The sequence below is a fragment of the Streptomyces sp. NBRC 110611 genome (genome assembly GCF_001590865.1).
Lineage (GTDB): Bacteria > Actinomycetota > Actinomycetes > Streptomycetales > Streptomycetaceae > Streptomyces.
Window position 1 is genome coordinate 425,759 of sequence record NZ_BBUY01000004.1, and the last position, 20,764, is coordinate 446,522.

A 20,764-nucleotide genomic window follows, 5' to 3' on the forward strand; every position below is an offset into this window, starting at 1 on the left:
ATCCCCGGGAGGGGCCGCTCCGCAGGACGTCAGTCCGGAGGAGCGGACCCGCGCCCGACCAACCCACGCCCGCCGCAGGCGCAACGGCGAAACGGAGGTACGGCGGGAAACCCGACAAACGGAGGGGCCTAAAGACCCGCAAACCTCCGGAGGAACACCGCTTCGGCGAGCGACAGCCGCTCCAGCTCCCGCGGTGAGACGCTCTCGTTGACCGCGTGGATCTGGGCCTCCGGCTCGCTCAGGCCGATCAGCAGGATCTCCGCGTCCGGGTAGAGCCCGGCCAGCGTGTTGCACAGCGGGATGGAGCCGCCCATACCGGCCGTCTGCATCTCCTCGCCGTCGTAGGCCTCCTGGAGCGCGGCCGCCATCGACGCGTAGGCCGGGCTGTTGGTGTCCGCGCGGAACGGCTGGCCCTGACCGACCTGCTCGACGGTGACCCGTGCGCCCCACGGAGCGGCGTTCTCCAGATGCGCGGACAGCAGCTTGGTCGCCGCCGCGGCGTCGGTGCCCGGCGGCACCCGCAGGCTCACCAGTGCCCGCGCACCGGCTTGTACGGACGGCGTCGCGCCGATCACCGGCGGGCAGTCGATGCCGATGACGGTGACCGCGGGCCGGGCCCAGACGCGGTCCGCCACCGAGCCGTCGCCGATCAGCCCGACGCCGTCCAGGACCCTTGCGTCCTTCCGGAACTCCTCCTCCGGGTACTGCAGGCCCTCCCAGGTGGCGTCCGCGGCCAGCCCGTTCACGGTCGTCGAACCGTCCGCGGCGCGCAGCGAGTCCAGGATCCGGATCAGCGCCGCCAGTGCGTCCGGGGCCGCGCCGCCGAACTGGCCGGAGTGCAGATTGCCCTCCAGGGTGTCGACCTGGACCCGCACCAGCGTCATTCCGCGCAGGGTCGAGGTCACCGTCGGCAGCCCGGCCCGGAAGTTGCCGGTGTCGCCGATGACGATCGCGTCGGCCGCGAGCAGCTCAGGGTGCGCTTCGGCGTACCGCTCCAGGCCGCCGGTGCCCTGTTCCTCCGAGCCCTCCACGATCACCTTGACGTTCACCGGTATGCCGCCGTGCTCCTTCAGGGCGCGCAGCGCCGTCAGGTGCATGATCAGGCCGCCCTTGCAGTCCGCGGTACCGCGGCCGTACCAGCGGCCGTCGCGCTCGGTCAGCTCGAACGGCGGGGAGTCCCAGGCGGCCTCGTCCAGCGGCGGCTGCACGTCGTAGTGCGCGTACAGCAGTACCGTCGGGGCACCGGCCGGGCCGGGCAGGAAGCCGTACACCGACTGTGTGCCGTCCGGGGTGTCCAGCAGGGCCACGTCCTGGAAGCCGTCCGCCCGCAGGGCGTCGACGATCCAGCGGGCGGCCGCCTCGCACTCGCTCCTGGGGAACTGGGCCGGGTCGGCCACCGACTTGAAGGCCACCAGCTCGGCCAGCTCGGTCCTGGCGCGGGCCTGCAGTGCGGCGACGGTGTGCGCGAGCGGGCTGTCAGACATGGAACGCTCCTTGTGGGCGCGGCGTTGTGACGGTACGGCCGTCCCGCCTCGTGAGCCGGACGGCCGGACGGAGGGCGTGGCTCCCGGCCTCCGAATCTTCCCACAGGCCGTCCGCGCGGCGGCGGCCCGTAGGATGCGGGCGGTACGCCAAGCCGGTCTCGAACGGGAGCAGAAGCACAGGTGAGCAGCGAGCGGGCAACGGAGGACAACCAGCGGGTGTGGGACGTCGTGGTGGTGGGCGCGGGGCCGGCGGGCGCCTCGGCCGCGCATGCCGCGGCCTGTACGGGGCGTCGGGTACTGCTGCTGGAGAAGGCGGAGCTGCCCCGCTACAAGACCTGTGGCGGCGGCATCATCGGCCCCTCGCGGGACGCGCTGCCGCCCGGTTTCGAGCTGCCGCTGCGCGACCGGGTGCATGCCGTGACGTTCTCGCTGAACGGACGGCTCACCCGTACCCGCCGCTCCAGGAGCATGCTCTTCGGGCTGATCAACCGCCCCGAGTTCGACGCCCGGCTGGTCGAGTCGGCCAAGGACGCGGGCGCCACGGTCCGGACCGGCGTCACGGTCTCCCGGGTGGAGCAGCACGGCACCGAGGTCCCCGACCGGCGCACGGTCGCGGTCGTCCTGGGCGACGGCGAGGTGGTGCTGGCCCGCGCCGTGGTGGGGGCGGACGGCAGTGCGGGACGGATAGGGGCCCACGTCGGCGTCAAGCTCGACCAGGTCGACCTCGGGCTGGAGGCGGAGATCCCGGTGCCGCCGCCGGTCGCCGAGGACTGGGCGGGCCGGGTGCTCATCGACTGGGGACCGATCCCCGGCAGCTACGGCTGGGTCTTCCCCAAGGGGGACACCCTCACCGTCGGCGTCATCTCGGCGCGCGGCGAGGGCGCGGCGACCAAGCGTTATCTGCAGGACTTCATCGGGCGGCTGGGCCTGGCCGGATTCGAGCCGAGCATCTCGTCCGGGCATCTGACGCGCTGCCGTGCCGATGATTCGCCGCTGTCCCGTGGCCGGGTGCTGGTGTGCGGCGACGCCGCGGGGCTGCTGGAGCCCTGGACGCGGGAGGGGATCTCCTTCGCACTGCGCTCCGGGCGGCTCGCCGGGGAGTGGGCGGTCCGCGTCGCGGAGGCGCACGACGCGGTGGACGCCCGACGTCAGGCCCGCCAATACGCCTCCGCCATCAAGGCCGGCCTCGGTGTGGAGATGGGGGTGGGCCGCCGGATGCTCAAGGCGTTCTCCCGCCGTCCCGGACTGCTGCACGCCGCGGTGACGACCCTCCGTCCGGCCTGGCGGGCCTTCGCGAAGATCACCAGCGGTACGACCACGCTCGCGGAGATCGTGCGCACCAACGCGCTGGCACGGCGGACGCTGGAGACGCTGGACCGGGCCTGAGCCCGGCGCCGGGGGCCGGTGGCCTACACGCCTCCGCGCTCCCGCCACAGCTGGGCCAGTGTCCCGTCGCCGGTGACCGTGATCGCGTCCAAGGGGAGGCGGTTCCACAGGGCGAGGTAGAGCTCCTCGGCCGGGCCTTCGAAGGTGCAGTCGGCCGGCTTGCCGGCTTCCGCCGCGGAAGCGTTGCCGCCGGTGCCGGTGCGGACCGCGTGCGGTGGGGCGGGGGAGAGGTGGACGGTCCACTCCGCGCCGGGGGCGTCCGTCGCCCGCACCCGGAGCGTCCGGGGAACGTCCGTGCGCAGGCCGCTGCGGTCGAGGTGGTGAAAGCCCGTCAGGAGTTCGTCCACGCCGTCGGCGGCGAAGGCGGAGGGGAGTGGGGTGAGCGGGGTGCCGGCCGCCTGCTGGGCGTCCGCGCGGTGTATCGAGGTCTCGTGTGCCTGTCGGCGTGCCCAGAAGGCCAGCGGGGACGGGCTGGGCCAGAACGACCAGGCCCGCAGGTCCTGCGGGGCGGAGTGCAGCGCCAGGACGAGGTGGTGATGGCCTTCGCGGAGCCAGCCGGCCAGTTCCTCGTCGGCGAGATCGGGCGCCTCGGCGGAGCGGCTGGGCTGCTGCGCCTCCTGCGTCACGATCTCCGTCGCCCAGCGGTGGACTCGTCCGACATGGCGGATCAGATCCCGCATCCGCCATTCCGGACAGGCCGGCACGGGGGCGTCCGGCCCCGCCTCCTCGGCGGCGTCGGCGAGCAGGCCGCCGTCGAGGCGCAGCGTTTCGATGAACTCAGTGATCTCCATGCCGTCGAGTGTGCCAGCCGCCACTGACAATCGCCTCTGCGGTCACGGCCGTTGGCCGTCGCCCGGCATCGTACGCGGTGCGGTCCTCCGCCGGCGTCGCGTCACGTTGCCGGACAGGTGTTTTGTTCAGTGGCGACACAAAGTCAGAATAGGGGGGTGACCCAGACTCGGACAACCAGGTTGGAGCGAGGCCGCAGCGCCCTCGGCCCCGCACTGGAACTCGTACACACCGGACGTGCGCCCACCCGCGCCGTCCTGACCTCCGAACTCGGCGTGACCCGTGCGACCGCGGGCGCGGTGGCCGCCGAGCTCGAGTCCCTCGGCCTGATCACCGTCGACTCCCGGCCCACCGCCTCGGCCGGCTCCCAGGGGCGCCCCTCCCACCGGCTGTCCGTCGACGCGAACGGGCCCGTGGTGCTCGCCGCACAGATCCACGCCGACGGTTTCCGAGTCGCGCTGGTCGGTCTCGGGGGCCGCATCGTCGCCACGAGGAGCGGCTGCGAACCCACCCCCGCCGACCCGGCCGATGCCCTCGCCGACGTGGTCGCGGCCGGGTCGGACCTGTTGCGCGAGACCGGACGGCGCTGCCTCGGCGCCGGCCTCGCGGTGCCCTCCGCGGTCGCCGAACCCGACGGGGAGGCCCTCAACCCGCTGCATCTCGCCTGGCCTTCGGGCGCGCCCGTACGCGCCCTCTTCCTGCGCGCACTCGCCGACGCCGGCATCCCCGGCGTCACCGAGGCGATCGGTTTCACCGGCAACGATGTCAACCTCATGGCTCTCGCCGAACACCGGCACGGCGCCGGCCGGGGCGCCCGCGATCTGCTCTGCGTGGCCTCCGGCCACCGGGGCGTCGGCGGGGCGCTGGTGCTCGACGGCAGGCTGCACAGCGGCAGTTCCGGCCTGGCGCTGGAGGTCGGCCATCTGACCGTCCACCCCGAAGGCGCGCCCTGCCACTGCGGCAGCCGCGGCTGTCTGGACGTCGAGGCCGACCCGTTGGCGTTCCTCGTCGCGGCCGGGCGCGCACCGGGCCCCGAGGGCTCGCTGCTCCAGCAGGCCGCCGATCTGCTCCGGGACGAAGGCGCCGACCCGGGTGTACGCGCCGCGGCCGACCTGCTCATCGACCGCCTCGGCCTCGGCATCGCCGGACTCGTCAATATTCTCAACCCCGACCGGATCATCCTCGGCGGGCTGCACCGCGCCCTGCTGGAGGCCGACCCGGAGCGGCTGCGCGCGGTGGTCGCCGACCGCAGCCTGTGGGGGCGCAGCGGCGGTGTGCCCATACTGCCGTGCAGCCTCGACCACAACAGCCTGGTCGGCGCCGGAGAGCTGGCCTGGCAGCCGGTGCTGGACGATCCGTTGGTGGTGCTGGAGCGGTAGCCCTGGGTGGCCGATTGGCCTCGGAGGCCCTGTGCGCCGGCCGCCCGGCCCTGGAGGCCCTGTGCGCCGGCCGCCCGGCCTCGGAAGCCCGGCGCGGCTGCCTGGCCTACGGACGGGAATCCGGCCACACGGCGGCGAACGCCCTCGCCGGATTGGTGGTCAGAAACCGTGTCACCAGCTCGGCGCCCAGGGTGAGTTCGAGCCGCCGCCGGTGGCCGCGCAGCAGATGAGGCATCCCGGGGCCGCCGTTGACCGACCGGGCGTCGGCCGTCGTGGTGTCCCCGCCGAGCAGGATCCGGTCCTCGAAGCCCGCTTCGGCGAGCGCGGCCAGCGCGTCGGGCAGCCGCCAGTCGGTCGCGTGATGCGCCCGGGAGGGCCCGTCGAAGGCCAGATAGGCGCCTGCCTCGGCGGCCGCCCGGTGTACCACGGGGTCCGGCGAGCGGTTGAGGTGGCCCAGGATCACCCGGTCCGGCGGTACCGCCAACTCCCCGCAGAGCAGGCCGAGTACGTCCAGGGCGCCGGTGCCCAGCTCCAGGTGGACGCCGATGACCGCGCCGGTCGCACGCTGGGCCTCGGCGGCCGCGGCCATCGTGTGACGGGCGTGCCGGTCCAGGCCGTGGAACCCTCCGGCGACCTTGATCATCCCGGCGTGGGGGCCGGTGCCGCCGATCCCCTCGGTCAGCTCGGCGACGAACCGCGCGGCGGGATCCGGACGGAGGCGGTCCAGTACCTCCGGCGCGTAGTGCACCGCCTGGTGCAGTCCGGTGGCGGCGACGATCGCCACCCCCGACTCCCGTGCCAGCCGCGGGAGTTCGGTCGCGCCCCGCCCCATACCGTACGGCGTCCACTGGACGACGGCGGCGCCGCCGGCCGCGCGGAAGGCGGCCAGCTCGGCCGCCGCGGCCGCGGGGTCGGCCAGCTCCTGGCCCGGCAGCCGGGGGCTGCGGAGGAATAGGTGGTCGTGTGCGTCGCAGACGCCGAGGGCGGCCGGCGGAATGTCGCCGAGGACCGTGCGGACGGTGGCCACGGCGGGGCGGCCGGTGCGCCCCCGGGCGGAGGCCGCCGTCACCACTGCCGCTCCGTGGCAGTCCGCCCCGCACCGGGGGCGGACAGATGCAGCACCTGGAAGCGGTCGCCCGCGGAGCGCGGCGCGGCACCGTCCGCCCAGAGGGTGAAGTGGACCAGTTCCCAGCGCCGCGGGTCGAGGCCCAGGGCGGTGGTGTGCACTCCGTCCGCCGTGGCCAGCGCTTCGTGCCCGGCCACCGCGTCCGCGACCGCGGTGGCCACGTCGGCGCCCTCGCGGAGGGTCTCGGTCCGCCGGGTGAAGGTGCGGGGCGGCGCCCCGGCGGCCGGTCCGGACCGGTGGTACAGCCCCTGCCAGTGCTGTACGGCCGGCCGCCCGAAGTCGCGGACCAGACCGCGGAATCCGTCACCGAGAAGGAAGCGGTTCATGGCCGTCGGATCGGCCCACAGGTAGAACGGCGCATATTGGTTGACGGGGGAGCCGTCGGTCCCGCGCTCGCGGATTCCGTACGCCTTGAGGCCGAGCCCCTCGAAGTCGTCCAGCAGGTGGCCCTTGGACCGCACGCGGTGTCGGATGATCCGCATGTCGTAGTCGGCGGGCAGGGTGAGGGCGTACTGCATGGCGTGCATGGGGAACTCCGTAGGGCGGTGACGGGGACGGTGCCGGCGGCGGGGATGGTGGAGGCCGGTCGGCGGTGGTGGCGGCGGTCAGTCGGCGGGGGTGGTGGCGGGGCGGTCCGCGGTCGACTGCGCGGAGAGCAGCGCCAGTACGCCCTGGACGGCCGCGTCGAACGGCGCGGGGTCATCGGCCGCGCGGGCCAGTACGTAGCCGCCCTGGACCACGGCCGTGACGGTCGCGGCGGTCGCCGCCGGAGCCAGCTCCCCGGACAGCTCGCCGCCCCGCTGTCCCTCGGTGAGGATGTCGGTGATCCGCCCGCGCAGCCAGTCGAACATCTCGTCCAGCGGTGCCCGCAGTGCGGCGTTCCGCACCACATCGCGGTCCTGCGTCATCCGCCCGATGGGGCAGCCGCGCAACGCCTGCCGTTCGCGCAGCAGATAGGCCGCGATCCGGTCGTACGCCGTACCGGGCGTCGCCAGGCACTCCTCGGCGGCGGCCGTCAGCTCCTCCGCGGTGCGCCGGATCGCCGCCAGGGCGAGGCCGGACTTGCCCGAGAAGTGGTGGTACATGCTGCCCTGGCCGACGCCGGCGCGCTCCAGGATCGCCTTGGGGCTGGTGCCGACGTAGCCCCGCTCCCACAGGAGTTCCTGGGTGCTCCGCACCAGCCGTTCCCGAGTGCCGAGCGATTCCGGAACGTCCCGCGGTTCCGGGGCGTCGAGTGGTTCCGGTACGTCGTCGTGCCGTTCATGCCTGCCGGACTTCTCCTCCGTGCTCATGATCGCACTGTACATACCAGTAGTTACAGTGATCAAGGAGAGTGGCTGAGGAGGGCGATCAAGGGGAGCGGTCAGGGGGAGCGGTCAAGGAGGGGGTGCGCCGGTCGCCCCGACGGCCGCCGTGCGGACGTCCTCCAGCGGCGGTGGGTCCCAGTGGGTGTGCACCGCGGGAACTCCCCCGGGGGTGGCGGTCAGGGCCGGGAGGGTGAACCACACGGCCTTGCCGGTGCTCTCCGGGCGCACGCCCCAGCTCTCGCTGAGTGCCGCGATCAACGCCAGGCCGCGGCCGCAGGTCTCCCAGTCGTCGGCGGCCCGCAGCCGTGGCAGCCGCGGATCCTCGTCATGCACCGAGACCGTCAACTGGTCGAGCAGCGCGCACAGTTCGACGGTGCAGTACTTGCTGGGGCGGGCGTGCCGGTGCACATTGGCGAGAAGTTCGGTCACGCCCAGTGCGGCCGGGTCCACCAGGGCGTCGAGGTGCCAGTGCCGCAGCTGCGCCGAGACGATTCTTCGCACCTGCCCGATGCGAGCCGGAGCGGCCTGGAGCTCCACCGTGCAGTACCTGCTGGGCTGCCTGATCACGACCACGACTCCCTGCTGAGGCCGGGCGCCCCTCCGTGCCGGCAGGGGCGAAGATCGGATCCAGCGATGCCGACGTGCCGCATACACCGCAGTGTCACCGCTGGTGAACCCTCAGTGATACGAGTCCAGGGTCGGCCAGGCGGTGTGCTCCCGCAACCGCACCGGCCCGGCGGGGGAAGGCCTCAGGCGTGTGGTGGACGCGCCGCCTCGACGGCCTTGAGGAAGAGCTCCGGGGCGCCGAGGGTGAGCGAATAGCGGTGCCCGTTGAGCGTGGCCATGGCCCGGTCCCGCGCCGCGAACAGCGGCCGGTGGGCCTGCACTGCTTGCAGTGGGGCACTGTCGATCTCCGTGCCGTAGCTGGTCAGCAGGGCCAGCCGGCCGTCCCTGATGACGACCTGACCGGCGCGGGTCAGGGACCTCAGCCAGCGTTCGATCCGTACGCCGGTCGCGTTGAACTCCGGCTCCGCCATGGCCGGTACCTCCTCGGTGAGACGGGCAGCTGCCCTTCACCGCCCCGTGGCCCCGTCGCCCCTTGTCGGACTCCACCACCCCGTGCGGGACTCCGCCGCCCCTTGGGGGAAGTGTGCCGTCACCCGTGCCCGATGCACCAGTGCCGTCGGCGTCCGGTGGGGGCGCCGGAGGGCGCAACGAGCGCTCCCCAGGGCCTCCTTGGGGTCTCCCAAAGTGATGTTTATGCAGGTGAGAAGGGTGCGGAGGGTGGTTATAGTCGGAATCGGCCCGGCGATTCGCACGGGCTTTCCCACCACCCGAGGAGAGCACCCGTGAGCACCGCACAGCAGCCGCAGAGCCGGCCCGGCCGCGAGGCCGCGGCCGAGGCCCCGGCCCCCGTCCCGATGCCGACCGCCGACGTCGACCGTTCGGATCCGGACTACCGGAGCTGGCTGAAAGAAGCCGTACGCAAGGTCCAGGCGGACGCCAACCGCACCGCCGACACCCACCTCCTGCGCTTCCCGCTGCCCGAGGAGTGGGGCATCGACCTCTACCTGAAGGACGAGTCGACGCACCCCACCGGCAGCCTCAAGCACCGCCTCGCCCGGTCGCTCTTCCTCTACGGGCTGTGCAACGGCTGGATCCGTCCCGGGAAGCCCGTCATCGAGTCCTCCAGCGGCTCCACGGCCGTCTCCGAGGCGTACTTCGCCTCCCTCATCGGGGTGCCGTTCATCGCGGTGATGCCGGCCACCACCAGCCGGGAGAAGACCCGCCTGATCGAGTTCCACGGCGGCAGCTGTCACCTCGTCGAGGACCCGCGGACCGTCTACGAGGTCTCCGCCCGGCTCGCCGCCGAGTCCGGCGGGCACTACATGGACCAGTTCACCTACGCCGAGCGGGCCACGGACTGGCGCGGCAACAACAACATCGCCGAGTCGATCTACCAGCAGCTGCGGCTGGAGCGCTACCCCGAGCCGGCCTGGATCGTGGCCACCGCGGGCACCGGCGGCACCTCCGCGACCATCGCCCGCTACGTCCACTACATGCAGTACGACACCCGGATCTGCGTCCCCGACCCGGAGAACTCCTGCTTCTTCGACGGCTGGCTCACCGGCGACACCACGACCCACTGCACCACCGCCTCCCGTATCGAGGGCATCGGGCGGCCCCGTATGGAGCCGAGCTTCGTGCCCGGTGCCATAGACCGGATGATGAAGGTCCCGGACGCGGCCAGCGTCGCCGCCGTACGCGCCCTGGAGACGGCGATCGGCCGCAAGGCGGGCGGCTCGACCGGTACCGGCCTGTGGAGCGCGTTGAAGATCGTCTCGGAGATGGTCGCCGAGGGGCGTACGGGATCCGTCGTCACCCTCCTGTGCGACCCCGGTGACCGCTACCTCGACAAGTACTACTCCGACGACTGGCTGGCCGCCCAGGGCCTGGACATCGGCCCCTACGCACGCACCATCGAGGAGTTCCTGGCGACCGGCTCCTGGCCGTCCTGACCGGCGTCAGCTCTCCGGGTCCGCCGGCCGCTCGCCCGCCACCACCAGCTCCGGCGGCAGCTCCACGAACTCCGCGCGCGCCTCGGCCGGCAGCCCCGCGTCCGTCACCAGCACATCGACCTCGTCCAGCGTCGCGAACGAACTCAGCCCGACCGTGCCCCACTTGGTGTGGTCGGCGACCACCACCACCCGCCGCGCCGACCGTACGAAGTGCCGGTTGGTCTCCGCCTCCGCCAGATTCGGCGTGGACAGCCCCGCCTCCACCGATATCCCGTGCACCCCGAGGAACAGCACATCGAAGTGCAGCGACCGGATCGCGGCATCCGCCACCGGTCCCACCAGAGTGTCCGACGGTGTCCGCACACCGCCCGTCAGCACCACCGTCGCGCTCCCCGTGCCCGGCCCCGGTCCCGCACCCGCACCCGGCCCGGGGCCGCCGCCGGCCGCCGCCCGCTGCGCCGTGTAGAACACCTCGGCGACCCGTACGGAATTCGTCACCACCGTCAGGTCCGGTACGTCCAGAAGCCGCTGCGCCAGCGCGTACGCGGTCGTACCGCCCGCCAGCGCGATCGCGCTGCCCGGGGCCGCCATCGCGGCCGCCGCCCTGGCGATGTCCTCCTTCGCGCTCAGCTCCAGCGCCGACTTCGCCTCGAATCCCGGCTCGTGCGCGCTCGGCTCGCCCACCGGCACCGCGCCGCCGTGCACCTTCTCCACCATGCCCTGCCGGGCCAGTGCGTCCAGATCACGGCGGACCGTCATGTCCGACACGTTCAGCTTGCGGGTGAGCTCATTGACGCGCGCTCCGCCGCGGCGCCTGACCTCGTCGAGAATCAGGGCCCGCCGCTGCTCCGCGAGGAGGTTCTGGTTGTCGCTCACCCCGGCCCGTCCCTTCCGCCCGGCTCGTCTTTCGGGTCGTACACGCCGGCTCACACCCGCGATCACTGGTTCCCTCATCCTCGCACGAGGCACTGACAGGGACGCCGTCCCGTCGGCCCGCCATGCCGGGAAGCATGACGACACCGACCATCCATCCGCCCGGAACGGTGGCTGCCGCCCCGGTCCGCACGAGAGAATCCCCGGGGCACCGCACCGCACGGTGCCGTACAGAACTCGGGGGAAAACCAGTGGAGATCGTGGAACCGACGCCGTATGCCCGCTCAAGGGGCCGTGAGGTGACGGGAGATGGGGCGACGGCCCCGTCGTCCGGTGAGCCGGGCGGAACGGGCTCACCACCAGGAGCGGCACCGGACGCCGTACCGCGGCTGTCGCTGGAGCTGCTGGTGCACGGCGTCGGCGGCGCCACCGCGCAGGAGATGCTCGGCGATCCTCGCGTCCAGCTGATCACCGGCGACGACACCGCCGCCTGCTACCGCCGTACCGACGACGCGGACGCGGAGGAGCGGCCCGAGGACTACCGCGCGGAGCCGGTCCGCGAGGCCTACTGCTGGTCCAACCTCACCTCGGGCAACGGCGCCCGCGCCCTGTGGCTGATCCTGCTGCCCTTCATGGTCGCCAACCTCGCCCACTGGATGCGCCCGGCCGCACCGCCCGGCCACTGGGCGCAGCGGATCTACGACCTGCTGGTCCGGATGATCGCGCTCACCCTCACCGTCCTGCTCGCCGCCGCGTCCTGCGAGGTCGCCCTCGACCTCACGGCCTGGCAGTGCGCCGGCACCACCGCCTGCGCGACCGGCAAATCCTGGCTGGTCTTCCTCAGCCCGGACCACGACGGCTGGTGGAGCGCCCCCGGCCGCCGTCTCGCGCTCGCCTCCGTGATGCCGCTGCTCGTCATCGGCTTCCTGTGGTGGCTCTCGCACCGCACCTGGAGCGCGTACGAATCCGCCTCCCCGCCGCCCCGGCAGCCCGGCAGCTCCCGCTACACCCCGCACGCCGAACGCACCGCGCTCAGCCTGGAGGGCTTCTGGTACGGCCGCCGGCTGGTCGCCCGGCTGCGTGCCGCGCACAGCACGGCGGGGGTCCTGACCATCGCGGCGGTACTGCTCGCGGCCGGCGCGAAGATCGACGGCGGCGAGCGGAGCGGCGCGGGCGAGGGCGGCGGGGGAGTCCTCGCGGCGGCGGGCCCGGTGCTGAGCGCCGTGGTGATCGTGCTGGCCGCCGCCACGGTCGGCGTCGTCTGGCGGACCGCGCGCAGCGAGGCCGCACCGGACGACACCTCCGACCGGCTCGTCGTGCGGGCCCTCCCGTACGCCGCGCTCGGGGTGCTGGCCCTGACGGTCGTGCACCTCGGCTGGGTGCGTCCGGGATCCCGCAGCGACGGCCCGCTGCCCGGCGCCGCCGCGTTCGGCGGGATCGCGGTCCTCCAGGGCCTGCTGGTCCTGGCGCTGGCGGTGACCGCCTGGGTGCTGCAGCGCACCGTCCGCCACGACGGCCGCACCGCGCTGCGCGGCATGGGCGGACCAGCCGTCGCCCTGCTGGCCTGCGCGGTCGGCGGCGTGCTCTCCGGGGGAGCGGCCCAGCGCTTCGCGGACTGGATCGACGGCGGCGCGACGCCGGGCCAGGCGCATGCGCCGATTCCCGGTCCGCCGGTCCTGCTGTCCTGGCAGGCGTCCGTCCTGCCGGTGCTGCTGGTCGTGGTGGCGGGCGTCGCGGCGCTCGCCGCCGTCCGCGTGGTGGTCGTCCGGCGGCGGGTCGCCAAGGACGTCCCCGGGCTGTTCGACCCGGGTGAGCGCCCCGACGAGCGCCGTACGCGGCGGATCGCCGGCACCATCGCCTGCGCCGGGCTCACCGACGCGGCGCCCGTGCTGGTCGCGGCCGTCTCCGTGGTTACCCTCGTCCTCGGCGCGGGCGCGGTGGCCGGCGCCTGGCTCACCGAACGGGCGCCCGGCCGTGCCACGGCCGGCGGACCGCCCGTCGTGCACACCGCCGCCGGCACCGCGGAGTCCCTCGGCTCCTGGCTGATGGGCGCCGGCGTCCTGCTGCTGCTCGCCCTCGGCCGGCGCGCCTACCGCGACCACTCCGCCCGTCGCACCGTCGGCATCCTCTGGGACGTCGGCACGTTCTGGCCGCGCGCCGCGCACCCCTTCGCGCCGCCCTGCTACGCCGAGCGCGCCGTCCCCGACCTCACCTGGCGGATGGCCACCTGGACCGAGCGCTTCGACGGCCGTCTGGTGATCTCCGGGCACTCCCAGGGCAGTGTGCTGGCGGCCGCCGCCGTCTGGCAGCTGGACCTGGTCACCCGCAGCCGGGTCGCGCTGCTGACGTACGGCAGCCCCCTGGAGCGCCTCTACGGACGCTGGTTCCCCGCCTACTTCGGGCCGCCCGCGCTCACTGGACTCCACCGTGAGATGGACGACTGGCGCAATCTGTGGCGGTTCACCGACCCCATCGGCGGCCCGATCCGCCTCACCTGCGAGGACGGGCGGCGGATCGACGAGGGCCCGCTGCGCGACCCGCTGGCCTTCGGCCGCAGCCTGCGGCACCCGCTGCCCGCGCAGATCCTGGGCCATGGCGACTACCAGGCCGACCCGGTCTTCGAGGCGGTCCGGGCCGAGCTGGTCGCCCGGCTCGGACCGGTCCCGGGGCGGGGCCGGTCCGCTGTCGCGGCGTCGGGCGGCCTTCCCCTTCAGGGGAGTTCGGGGAGGTCGTCGGCGTAGAGCAGGGACAGGTCGTCGGTGCTCGGGTCGGCCAGCTGCGCGACCCGGCCCGCGTGCCGCTCGACCATCGCCTCGAACGTCTGCCGCGCGGTGCGGCCGTTGCCGAAGGAGGGGCCCTTGGGGAGCGCGGTGAAGTACTTCAGCAGTGCCTCACCGGCCCCCTCGGCGAGGCGGTACTCGTGCTCCTCGCCCTGCTGCTCGACGATCCGCAGCAGCTCCTCGGGAGCGTAGTCGCCGAAGGTGATGGTCCGTGAGAAACGCGACGCCACACCGGGGTTGACGGCGAGGAAGCGCTCCATCTCCGCGGTGTAGCCCGCCACGATCACCACCACCGCGTCCCGGTGGTCCTCCATCAGCTTCACGAGGGTGTCGATGGCCTCCTTGCCGAAGTCCCGGCCGGAGTCCTCCGGGGAGAGGGCGTACGCCTCGTCGATGAAGAGCACGCCACCCCGCGCCCGGTCGAACGCCTCCTGGGTGCGGATCGCGGTGGACCCGATGTGCTCGCCCACCAGGTCCACCCGCGACACCTCGACCAGATGCCCGCGCTCCAACACCCCGAGGGAGGCCAGGATTTCGCCGTAGAGCCGGGCCACGGTGGTCTTGCCGGTACCGGGGGAGCCGGTGAAGACGAGGTGACGGCGTACGGACGCGGCCTTCAGGCCCGCCTCCTGGCGCCGGCGGCCCACCTCGATCATGTTGATCAGGCTGCGCACCTCACGCTTGACGCTCTCCAGCCCCACGAGGGTGTCCAGCTCGCCCAGCACCTCGGCGGACGGCCGGCCGGCGGCCGCCGGCTCCGCGTCCGCCGTCGCCGCCGCGGGCGCCGGTGGCGGGCTCTGCACCGGGCTCTGCACCGGGACACTGCCCAGCAGCCCGGCCGTCTGTACCGCCGGCCGGCCGGCGGCGGCCGGTGCCCCGGCGACCGGTTCCCGGACGGCGCGGCTCTCGTCACTGGTGCAGTCCCGGACCGCCGGCCCGTCGCCGTACCCGGTGCCGCCGTCGGCGAACTCGTAGCCGCCGCGCGCACACCGCTCCGTACGGCACCGCGTCAGCGTCGTACGGCACCCGTCGATGATGTGGAAGCCGAAGCCGGAGCTTCCGGTGACCCGGCAGCCGTGGAAGGTGCCACGTCCCTCTGCCGAGACGTAGAACCCGGCCTCGGCCGGTGCGCTGACCGTGCAGCCCTCGATGGTGGGGTCGGCGCCCTTGGTGACGATCACGCCGGTCTGCGCCCCGTCGATGGCGCAGTTGGCGAGCGTGCCGCCGCTGCCGTGGTCGCGGAACCAGGCGCCGGTCGTCGCGTCCCGGATCCGGCAGTCGTCGATCTGTACGGTCGCCCCGTCGCTCACCGACACCGCGGTGTTGCGGACGTCCGCGAGGTCGCAGTCGACGACATCGGCCCGGGAGCCGCGGTCCAGCACGAACAGCGCGTCCGGGACGTCGTGCACCCGGGTCGAGTCCAGCACGGCGGTGGCGCCGTCGCTGACCCACACCGCGGGGTAGTCGCCCGTACTGTCGTGGATCTCGCACTGGTTGGCGTCCACCCGGGTGCCCGGGTCCCAGACCGACAGCCCGTTGCGCCCGAAGTGCCGCACCGTACTGCGGGTCAGCGTCAGCACCGACCGCGACCGCAGGTCGATCGCGTTCTCCGGTACGTCGTGGATGTCGCAGTCGGCCAGGGTGAGCACCGCGTCGGTGTCCAGGGTGATGCCGTCGGCGGAGGTGCGGTGCACCGTGCAGTCCGTGAGGTGGGCGGTGGCCCGGGCCGCCACCTGGATGCCCGCGCCCTTGATCTCGTACAGCTCGCAGCCGGTGGCCTCGACCGCGCTGCCCTCGCCGTTGACCGACAGACCGGCCCCCGAGGCGTGGTGGATCCGGCAGCTCTCCAGCCGCGGATGCCCCCCGCCGCGCACCGCCACGCCGACCTGCCCGGCGGCCAGCACCTCGCACTCCTCGAACAGCCCGCCGGAACCGTCCAGGACGCTGACGCCGACGCCGCCGGCGTTGTCGACCGTGCAGCGCCGCACCGTCGGCCGGGCCCCGCCCCGCACCTCGATACCGGACGCGGAGCGCGTCACCACCCGCAGGCCGGTCAGCTCCGGGGCGCCGTCCTCCACCAGCAGCGCGGGCGAGGCCGAATCCGTCGCCTCCAGGTGCAGGTCGTGCACGGACGCCGAGGCCCGTATCGTCAGCGCCACCCCGTCCGCCGGGGCGATCCGCACTGCGCCCCGCGCCCCGTCCGCACCGCGCAGCGTCACCGCGCGCTGGAGCACCAGGTTCTCGCGGTACGTACCGGCCGCGACGGTCAGCACATCACCGTCCCCGGCGGCCTCCAGGGCGGCGGCGAGCGAGCTGTACTCCCCCGTACGCCGCCGCCAGCGCGACGTTCCGGAGTGCGTCACCTGGACGGAACCCACACCCTTGGACCGTACGGATTGCGGACCGTTTCCGCTGGTCAGAGGATTGAAAGATGAGTGACGCTCGCCCACTGGTGGACCTCCTCCTTCGGAAAAGCAAGATCGTTCGGGAGGGAGAACAGGCCCTCAGCTTGCGTGCACAAGAGGATAGGGGGCGGCGATGGGCCGACGAGAACGGCTATCAGGTGCGCAGGGTTTGGAAGGAGAACCTTTCAGCCTGGTCTGACGTGGAACGCCCGCAGTACGACGCCGCCATGGCTGCCGTCCTCGGCGGTGAGACCAATGCGTTGTGGTGTGCTTTCCTGGACCGGTTCAGCCGCAAGGGCGCCGAAGCTGTTGTCCCCATCCTGGGAACCGCCCGTGTCATCTTCGACTACGAGCGTCTGGACAGCTCGAACGAGCGTGACCGGCGCTGGATTATTCAGCGGGCGGAAGACGCGTACGAGTACAGCCAGCGTCTTAGCCACAACGTACGCACCACCAAGGATCGCCAGCGACGAGAGGGCCGATGGCTGTCCGCTGCACCCTTCGGCTTGGAGATCAACGACCCAAAGGATCGGAAGATACGCCCGGCGGAGCGCTGGGGCGTCATCGAAGACGTGTTCTATCAGATAGCCGGAGGCAAGGCCGCCCGCGCGCTGGCCCGCGAGTACAACAGCGCAGGCATGCGCACGGCCACAGGAAAGGACTTCACCGCTGGCACGGTCCGAGACATCGTGGACAACCCCGTGTACGAGGGTTGGCAAGTCGGCAGCGGCGGCAAGAGCCAGAAGCGGCGGCAGGCGTACCGAGATGAAAAGGGCCAGAAGGTCAGCGTTGCTGAAGATATGGCCCGCATGATCCCCGCTGACGTGGCGGAGCGGGCGCGCAGAGTTCTGCACGGTCACCAGTTGCCGGAAGGGTTCCGCCCCGGCCGAACTCTGCACCTCCTTACGGACCTTGTGCGCTGCGCTGGTTGCGGCTCCGCCATGACAGCGTCGGGGCAGTCCATGGCGTGCTCCCGGAACATGCACGGCGGAGTGTGCCCGGCCCCGGCGAGCGTCAAGCGAACGACCCTGGAGCAGTACGTGGCGGGGGAGTGGCAGGACCGTATTGGCGGGTTGGAGATGGGCGACCCGCTCGTGGTCGCTGTGGCGCAGCGCTGGCAGGCCCTCAACGCCCCGGAGGAGACGGAGGAGGCGCGAGAGGCCGTGGCGGCTGTGAAGGCTGCTGAGGCGGCCATTCAGCGGCTTGTCGAGGACCGGCAAGCGGGCCTGTACGACGGCGCGGCAGGCAAGCACTACCCACGTCTGCTGAAACAGGCTGAGGCGGACCTAGCGGCAGCTCAGGAGAGGCAAGCGAAGTTTGCCGGGCCGAGGATCGATCTGACGATGTTCGACGACTGGATGGTGTTCCAGGATAGGTGGGAGGCGTCCGACCTGTCCGCCAAGCGTGACCTACTGCGCCTTGCCATCGACCGCGTAACGGTCACCAAGGCTCGGGCCAGGGGCACAAGTTCGTGGGCAAGGAGCGAGTCTCTATCGAGTGGGCAGAGCCCGAGCAGGCCGCATAGACGACGGAGAAGGCGCAGAAGGTCGAGGAATTCACCGAAGCTGCGTAGCGCCGAATGATGCCCAAGGGCCCGCCCCATCTCCCAGGGGTGGGCCCTCTTGCGTTGTCCCGCCGGGCCCGCCGGGGGTGTGGCTCCCTCACGTTGTGTTCCTGCCGGCCTAGCGGAGTGTGACGGTTGGGGGCAGAAAAAGTGTCCTGGGAACCTTCTTTTTCTGTGTGAGGAATGTAGAGAAAGAAGGAACGTAGGACACTTTTTGTGCCCCCAGAGGGCGGAGCCCAGCCGGTGGCGAACGAGGCTGTCACGGGCCCCAGTTAATGCATATAGAGGCAGGTCCCGCGCTTCGGACTCCAGCGTCTGACGTGGAGGCGAGAGCGCCGCGCCTGCCCAGCTCCTCCCGCGCGCCCCGCTCTCTCCTCCGGGATGCCGCGCGGGGGTTGAGCGCCTGGTCCCGTAGCTCAGTGGTCAGAGCGCCCGATTTCGATCGGGTGGCCGCCGGTTCGAATCCGGCCGGGGTCGCTTACGGCTCCAGGGTTTCCACCTGGACGCCCAGGTCCGCGAGGGATGCGCGGATGAATTCGTGGGTGCGTACGTCTCGGGTCAGGTAAGGCCACGAGAGGACGCGCACGGCGTCCCCGGCCTTGACCGTCTCCACCAGCTCCCGCCATCCGTCCCCCGGGGCGTCGGTGGAAATCCGGAAGTCGGAGAAGACGGTGGAGCACCCGGAGGCGTAGAGCTTCTCCGTCTGATCATCGATCTTGTGAGTCACGGCGCGCGCGTAGCCGTACACGGTCATGCCCCCAACGTACCGGCACCCACTGACAGAACATGTTCCGTCTGTGGGGGTTGTGTGGCCTGGCATGGCAGTGACCGGCGTTCGCGTCTACCGAATGACTGGCCCGTGAGGCGCCTGTCCGTGTTGAAGCGGGACGGTTTCCAGTGCGTGGCCTTTCCGTGGGACACGGGGGCGCGGTGCACGGCGCCGGCCACGGACGTGGACCACATCCTTCCGGGCGACGACCACGACCCGGTGAACCTTCAGGCGCTGTGTCGTTGGCATCACGCCCGGAAGTCCAGCGCGGAGGGTGCGGCGGCCAGGGGGCGGCGTCCGTCGCGTAGGCGGCCGGAGAGGCCGCACCCTGGACAGTTGTGATGTATGGGCTCTGCTGGTGTGAACTGTGCCTGGCGGCTGGTCAGTGCCCTTGCTGTTCTTTCTCGTCCAACTTCTGATTCAGCGCGCGGGTTAGTTCAGGCGCCATTTCGGCGGAAAAGGCTTCGGCTGAATTCCCGCTCAACTTGGAAATTTCGGTGTCCTTAATGGCGCGCATCCGTGATGCGAACGCACTCGTAAGGGGGCTCGTAACGTCCTCTTCTGTGAGTCTGGCTCCGCTCATGATTGGCCTCCTTTTGCCTGGCCGCCCGTTGCGGCCCTGTGGTTTCAGCATGCACAGTGTGGGGCGGTTGGCATGCCCGTTAGCACCGTGGTTGGCCCGATCGGCTGATGGCTGTGATGGTGGCCTTGGGGGGCGGCCACACGGCGGAGACATGTGTCTAGGCGGAGGCCAGCGGAGCGGCGTCCGGGTGACTTGGCCTGATGTGTCACGGTCCCCAGTTCATGGGGAAGGTGCGGGGCTGACTACCCTGGGGAGGGCCCTCGGTCTGGCCGGGCCGGAACATCGAAGCGTGATAGCGGCTCGGAACCTGTACGGGTTCCAAGGTCGTCAGGGGCCTGCGCGCTCCACCTGCGGGAGCCCTGACCAGGCGCGACCGGAAGTAGCAGGGCGTTACGTTGTAACTTCCTCCAAAATTCGCACCATAATGTGCGAATTCTTTTGTGCTACGTTACGGCGCCATGGAGCTGACGTCATCGATGTTTCCGATGTCTGGGTTTATTGCTGTTCTGACTGCTGTCGTCATCACGGCAATTGCCAACCCTGACCCTCGGGTGAGAGATCGCGCTCTTGCCGTCTTAAAGGTAATGTTCGGAGGGCGCCTCTGATTATTCCTCTGTTTACCGAGCCCCGGTTAATTTGATCGGGGCTTTGGTATGCCCGCTCCTATTAGACGTCCGAAAGCCCCTGCCCCTGGTGCAGGGCCCTCGGGGGCCCATAGCTGACCTCGGGCGGACCCCGCGTGCGCAATGTCATTGGAGGTGCCATGCCGGGCCCTGTCCCGAAGCGAAGCGACCAGCGCCGAAGGCGCAATCAGCCGGACGGCCCGGCCCTGGTGAAGGCGGAGGCCGGCAAGGCTCTGACGATTCCACGGGCGTCCGGCGACTGGCACCCCATTGCGAAGCGGTGGTTTCAGTCGCTGAAGGACTCGGGCCAGGCCCAGTTCTACGAGCAAAGCGACTGGCTCACGGCGGTGTACGTGGCGGAGGCCATGAGCCGGAATCTGGGCCAGTCGAAGTTCTCCGCCCAGCTCTTCCAGTCGGTCATGTCCGCGATGACGGATCTCCTGACCACGGAGGGCGCCCGGCGGCGGGCGCGTGTGGAGCTGGAGCGGGAGGCCGGTGGAGAGGACCCGGCGGAGGTGGCCCGGGTGACGCTCATGGAGACGTACCGCAAGGTTGCTGGCAACCGGGACTGAGCCTGGACATAGGCCAAGCAGCGGCGTGCCGTGTGTGGCTTGTCGCTCTTGCGGGGCGGTGGCGTGTGTCTGTCACTGCTTGGCTGGGTTGGGAGGTGGGCTATTGCTGCTGCTCGTCGCTCTGCTTGCTCTTCCCAGAGGCCTGATCAGCGATGTCGGTGAGTGCATCGTTGAGGTTCTTGCCGTCTTCGATGAAGGCGTCGTCCAATGACCGTTCGCGGCTGCTGCGGGTCTTGTCCTCGTCGTTGTTCTCGTTTTCTCTGTTCCGTGGCATGGAGCTCTCCATTTCGTGACGTGCTGGACTCTTGTCCAGGGCGCCACAGCAGTATGGGAGTTGCCAAGTCGACCTACTCCGTCCGAGGGGTCACCGCACCTACCTCGCTGACGTGATTCCTGGGGGAGGTGGAGTGCACCGATGGTCCTCACGCTGGAGCCAATTCGTACGTGGCCGGACACAGTGCCGCCGGAGAGTCGCACTTTGGGGTGGGAAGTCCTTGAATGGACTTCCCGCTACCTGTTGCAGCCAGACGGCCCAGAGGCCGGGTGGCGGCTCTGGAGGCCCTGCACCGATACGACTCTGACGGCGGAGCGAAGTTCTCCACCTA

Annotated in this window: 18 protein-coding genes, 1 tRNA gene and 1 pseudogene; 8 read left to right on the forward strand and 12 right to left on the reverse strand. The window is 71.6% G+C overall.

The window, feature by feature from the left end; genetic code table 11:
- Nucleotides 1-128: 128 nt before the first annotated feature.
- Nucleotides 129-1,484, reverse strand: coding sequence for a dipeptidase (locus tag AZE13_RS12750; protein ID WP_066930507.1), 1,356 nt, complete (start codon nucleotides 1,482-1,484; stop codon nucleotides 129-131).
- A 180-nt stretch (nucleotides 1,485-1,664) separates the two neighbouring features.
- On the opposite strand from AZE13_RS12750, the gene AZE13_RS12755 reads away from it, so the two are divergent.
- Nucleotides 1,665-2,870 (forward strand): geranylgeranyl reductase family protein, encoded by a 1,206-nt coding sequence (locus AZE13_RS12755; RefSeq protein ID WP_066930508.1) that lies wholly within the window; start codon nucleotides 1,665-1,667, stop codon nucleotides 2,868-2,870.
- A gap of 23 nt (nucleotides 2,871-2,893) precedes the next feature.
- Here the strand turns inward: AZE13_RS12755 and AZE13_RS12760 are convergent, their stop codons facing one another.
- Nucleotides 2,894-3,661 (reverse strand): maleylpyruvate isomerase family mycothiol-dependent enzyme, encoded by a 768-nt coding sequence (locus AZE13_RS12760; protein ID WP_066930509.1) that lies wholly within the window; start codon nucleotides 3,659-3,661, stop codon nucleotides 2,894-2,896.
- Nucleotides 3,662-3,817: 156 nt separating this feature from the next.
- On the opposite strand from AZE13_RS12760, the gene AZE13_RS12765 reads away from it, so the two are divergent.
- Nucleotides 3,818-5,038, forward strand: coding sequence for an ROK family protein (locus AZE13_RS12765; protein ID WP_066930510.1), 1,221 nt, complete (start codon nucleotides 3,818-3,820; stop codon nucleotides 5,036-5,038).
- Between the two features lie 106 nt (nucleotides 5,039-5,144).
- Here the strand turns inward: AZE13_RS12765 and AZE13_RS12770 are convergent, their stop codons facing one another.
- The 5 genes from AZE13_RS12770 to AZE13_RS12790 all read right to left on the reverse strand — a co-directional run bounded on the left by AZE13_RS12770 (nucleotide 5,145) and on the right by AZE13_RS12790 (nucleotide 8,508).
- On the reverse strand, nucleotides 5,145-6,065 hold the full coding sequence (locus tag AZE13_RS12770; protein ID WP_066930649.1) for a phosphotriesterase: 921 nt from the start codon (nucleotides 6,063-6,065) through the stop codon (nucleotides 5,145-5,147).
- A gap of 38 nt (nucleotides 6,066-6,103) precedes the next feature.
- Nucleotides 6,104-6,691 (reverse strand): DUF4865 family protein, encoded by a 588-nt coding sequence (locus AZE13_RS12775; RefSeq protein ID WP_066930511.1) that lies wholly within the window; start codon nucleotides 6,689-6,691, stop codon nucleotides 6,104-6,106.
- 78 nt (nucleotides 6,692-6,769) lie between these two features.
- Nucleotides 6,770-7,456 carry a TetR/AcrR family transcriptional regulator gene (locus AZE13_RS12780; RefSeq protein WP_079123960.1) on the reverse strand — a complete coding sequence of 229 codons (687 nt, stop codon included), beginning with the start codon at nucleotides 7,454-7,456 and terminating at the stop codon, nucleotides 6,770-6,772.
- Between the two features lie 84 nt (nucleotides 7,457-7,540).
- Complete coding sequence (locus tag AZE13_RS12785) at nucleotides 7,541-8,038, reverse strand: ATP-binding protein (protein ID WP_066930651.1); 498 nt, start codon at nucleotides 8,036-8,038, stop codon at nucleotides 7,541-7,543.
- A 182-nt stretch (nucleotides 8,039-8,220) separates the two neighbouring features.
- Complete coding sequence (locus AZE13_RS12790) at nucleotides 8,221-8,508, reverse strand: hypothetical protein (RefSeq protein ID WP_066930512.1); 288 nt, start codon at nucleotides 8,506-8,508, stop codon at nucleotides 8,221-8,223.
- A gap of 384 nt (nucleotides 8,509-8,892) precedes the next feature.
- Here AZE13_RS12790 and AZE13_RS12795 point away from each other — a divergent pair, with 384 nt between their 5' ends.
- Nucleotides 8,893-9,990 carry a PLP-dependent cysteine synthase family protein gene (locus tag AZE13_RS12795; protein ID WP_066930652.1) on the forward strand — a complete coding sequence of 366 codons (1,098 nt, stop codon included), beginning with the start codon at nucleotides 8,893-8,895 and terminating at the stop codon, nucleotides 9,988-9,990.
- Nucleotides 9,991-9,996: 6 nt separating this feature from the next.
- Here AZE13_RS12795 and AZE13_RS12800 read toward each other — a convergent pair whose 3' ends face one another.
- Complete coding sequence (locus AZE13_RS12800) at nucleotides 9,997-10,866, reverse strand: DeoR/GlpR family DNA-binding transcription regulator (protein WP_066930513.1); 870 nt, start codon at nucleotides 10,864-10,866, stop codon at nucleotides 9,997-9,999.
- Between the two features lie 437 nt (nucleotides 10,867-11,303).
- On the opposite strand from AZE13_RS12800, the gene AZE13_RS12805 reads away from it, so the two are divergent.
- Nucleotides 11,304-13,604, forward strand: a complete 2,301-nt coding sequence (locus AZE13_RS12805; RefSeq protein WP_258527780.1) for a hypothetical protein — start codon at nucleotides 11,304-11,306, stop codon at nucleotides 13,602-13,604.
- On the opposite strand, the gene AZE13_RS12810 is transcribed toward AZE13_RS12805, so the two are convergent.
- The gene (locus tag AZE13_RS12810; protein WP_107288323.1) at nucleotides 13,574-16,021 is read right to left on the reverse strand and encodes a right-handed parallel beta-helix repeat-containing protein; all 2,448 of its coding nucleotides are present in this window, start codon (nucleotides 16,019-16,021) and stop codon (nucleotides 13,574-13,576) included. The two genes, AZE13_RS12805 and AZE13_RS12810, sit on opposite strands and share 31 nt — an antisense overlap.
- A 53-nt stretch (nucleotides 16,022-16,074) precedes the next feature.
- Here AZE13_RS12810 and AZE13_RS35580 point away from each other — a divergent pair, with 53 nt between their 5' ends.
- Together AZE13_RS35580 and AZE13_RS12820 are read left to right on the forward strand one after the other, a co-directional pair.
- Entirely contained in the window at nucleotides 16,075-17,631 is a 1,557-nt protein-coding gene (locus AZE13_RS35580) for a recombinase family protein (protein ID WP_107288324.1), read from the forward strand.
- 386 nt (nucleotides 17,632-18,017) lie between these two features.
- Nucleotides 18,018-18,089, forward strand: a tRNA-OTHER gene (locus AZE13_RS12820).
- Nucleotide 18,090: 1 nt separating this feature from the next.
- Here the strand turns inward: AZE13_RS12820 and AZE13_RS12825 are convergent.
- Nucleotides 18,091-18,366, reverse strand: coding sequence for a recombinase family protein (locus AZE13_RS12825; RefSeq protein WP_066930515.1), 276 nt, complete (start codon nucleotides 18,364-18,366; stop codon nucleotides 18,091-18,093).
- Between the two features lie 397 nt (nucleotides 18,367-18,763).
- The gene (locus tag AZE13_RS36315) at nucleotides 18,764-18,964 is read right to left on the reverse strand and encodes a hypothetical protein (RefSeq protein ID WP_147264651.1); all 201 of its coding nucleotides are present in this window, start codon (nucleotides 18,962-18,964) and stop codon (nucleotides 18,764-18,766) included.
- Nucleotides 18,965-19,727: 763 nt separating this feature from the next.
- Here AZE13_RS36315 and AZE13_RS12835 point away from each other — a divergent pair.
- Complete coding sequence (locus AZE13_RS12835) at nucleotides 19,728-20,159, forward strand: hypothetical protein (protein ID WP_066930517.1); 432 nt, start codon at nucleotides 19,728-19,730, stop codon at nucleotides 20,157-20,159.
- A gap of 100 nt (nucleotides 20,160-20,259) precedes the next feature.
- Here the strand turns inward: AZE13_RS12835 and AZE13_RS36860 are convergent, their stop codons facing one another.
- Nucleotides 20,260-20,433 (reverse strand): hypothetical protein, encoded by a 174-nt coding sequence (locus AZE13_RS36860; RefSeq protein WP_181690333.1) that lies wholly within the window; start codon nucleotides 20,431-20,433, stop codon nucleotides 20,260-20,262.
- Between the two features lie 224 nt (nucleotides 20,434-20,657).
- On the opposite strand from AZE13_RS36860, the pseudogene AZE13_RS39245 reads away from it, so the two are divergent.
- Nucleotides 20,658-20,753 (forward strand): annotated as a pseudogene (locus tag AZE13_RS39245) (hypothetical protein); the annotation flags it as partial.
- Nucleotides 20,754-20,764 lie beyond the last annotated feature (11 nt).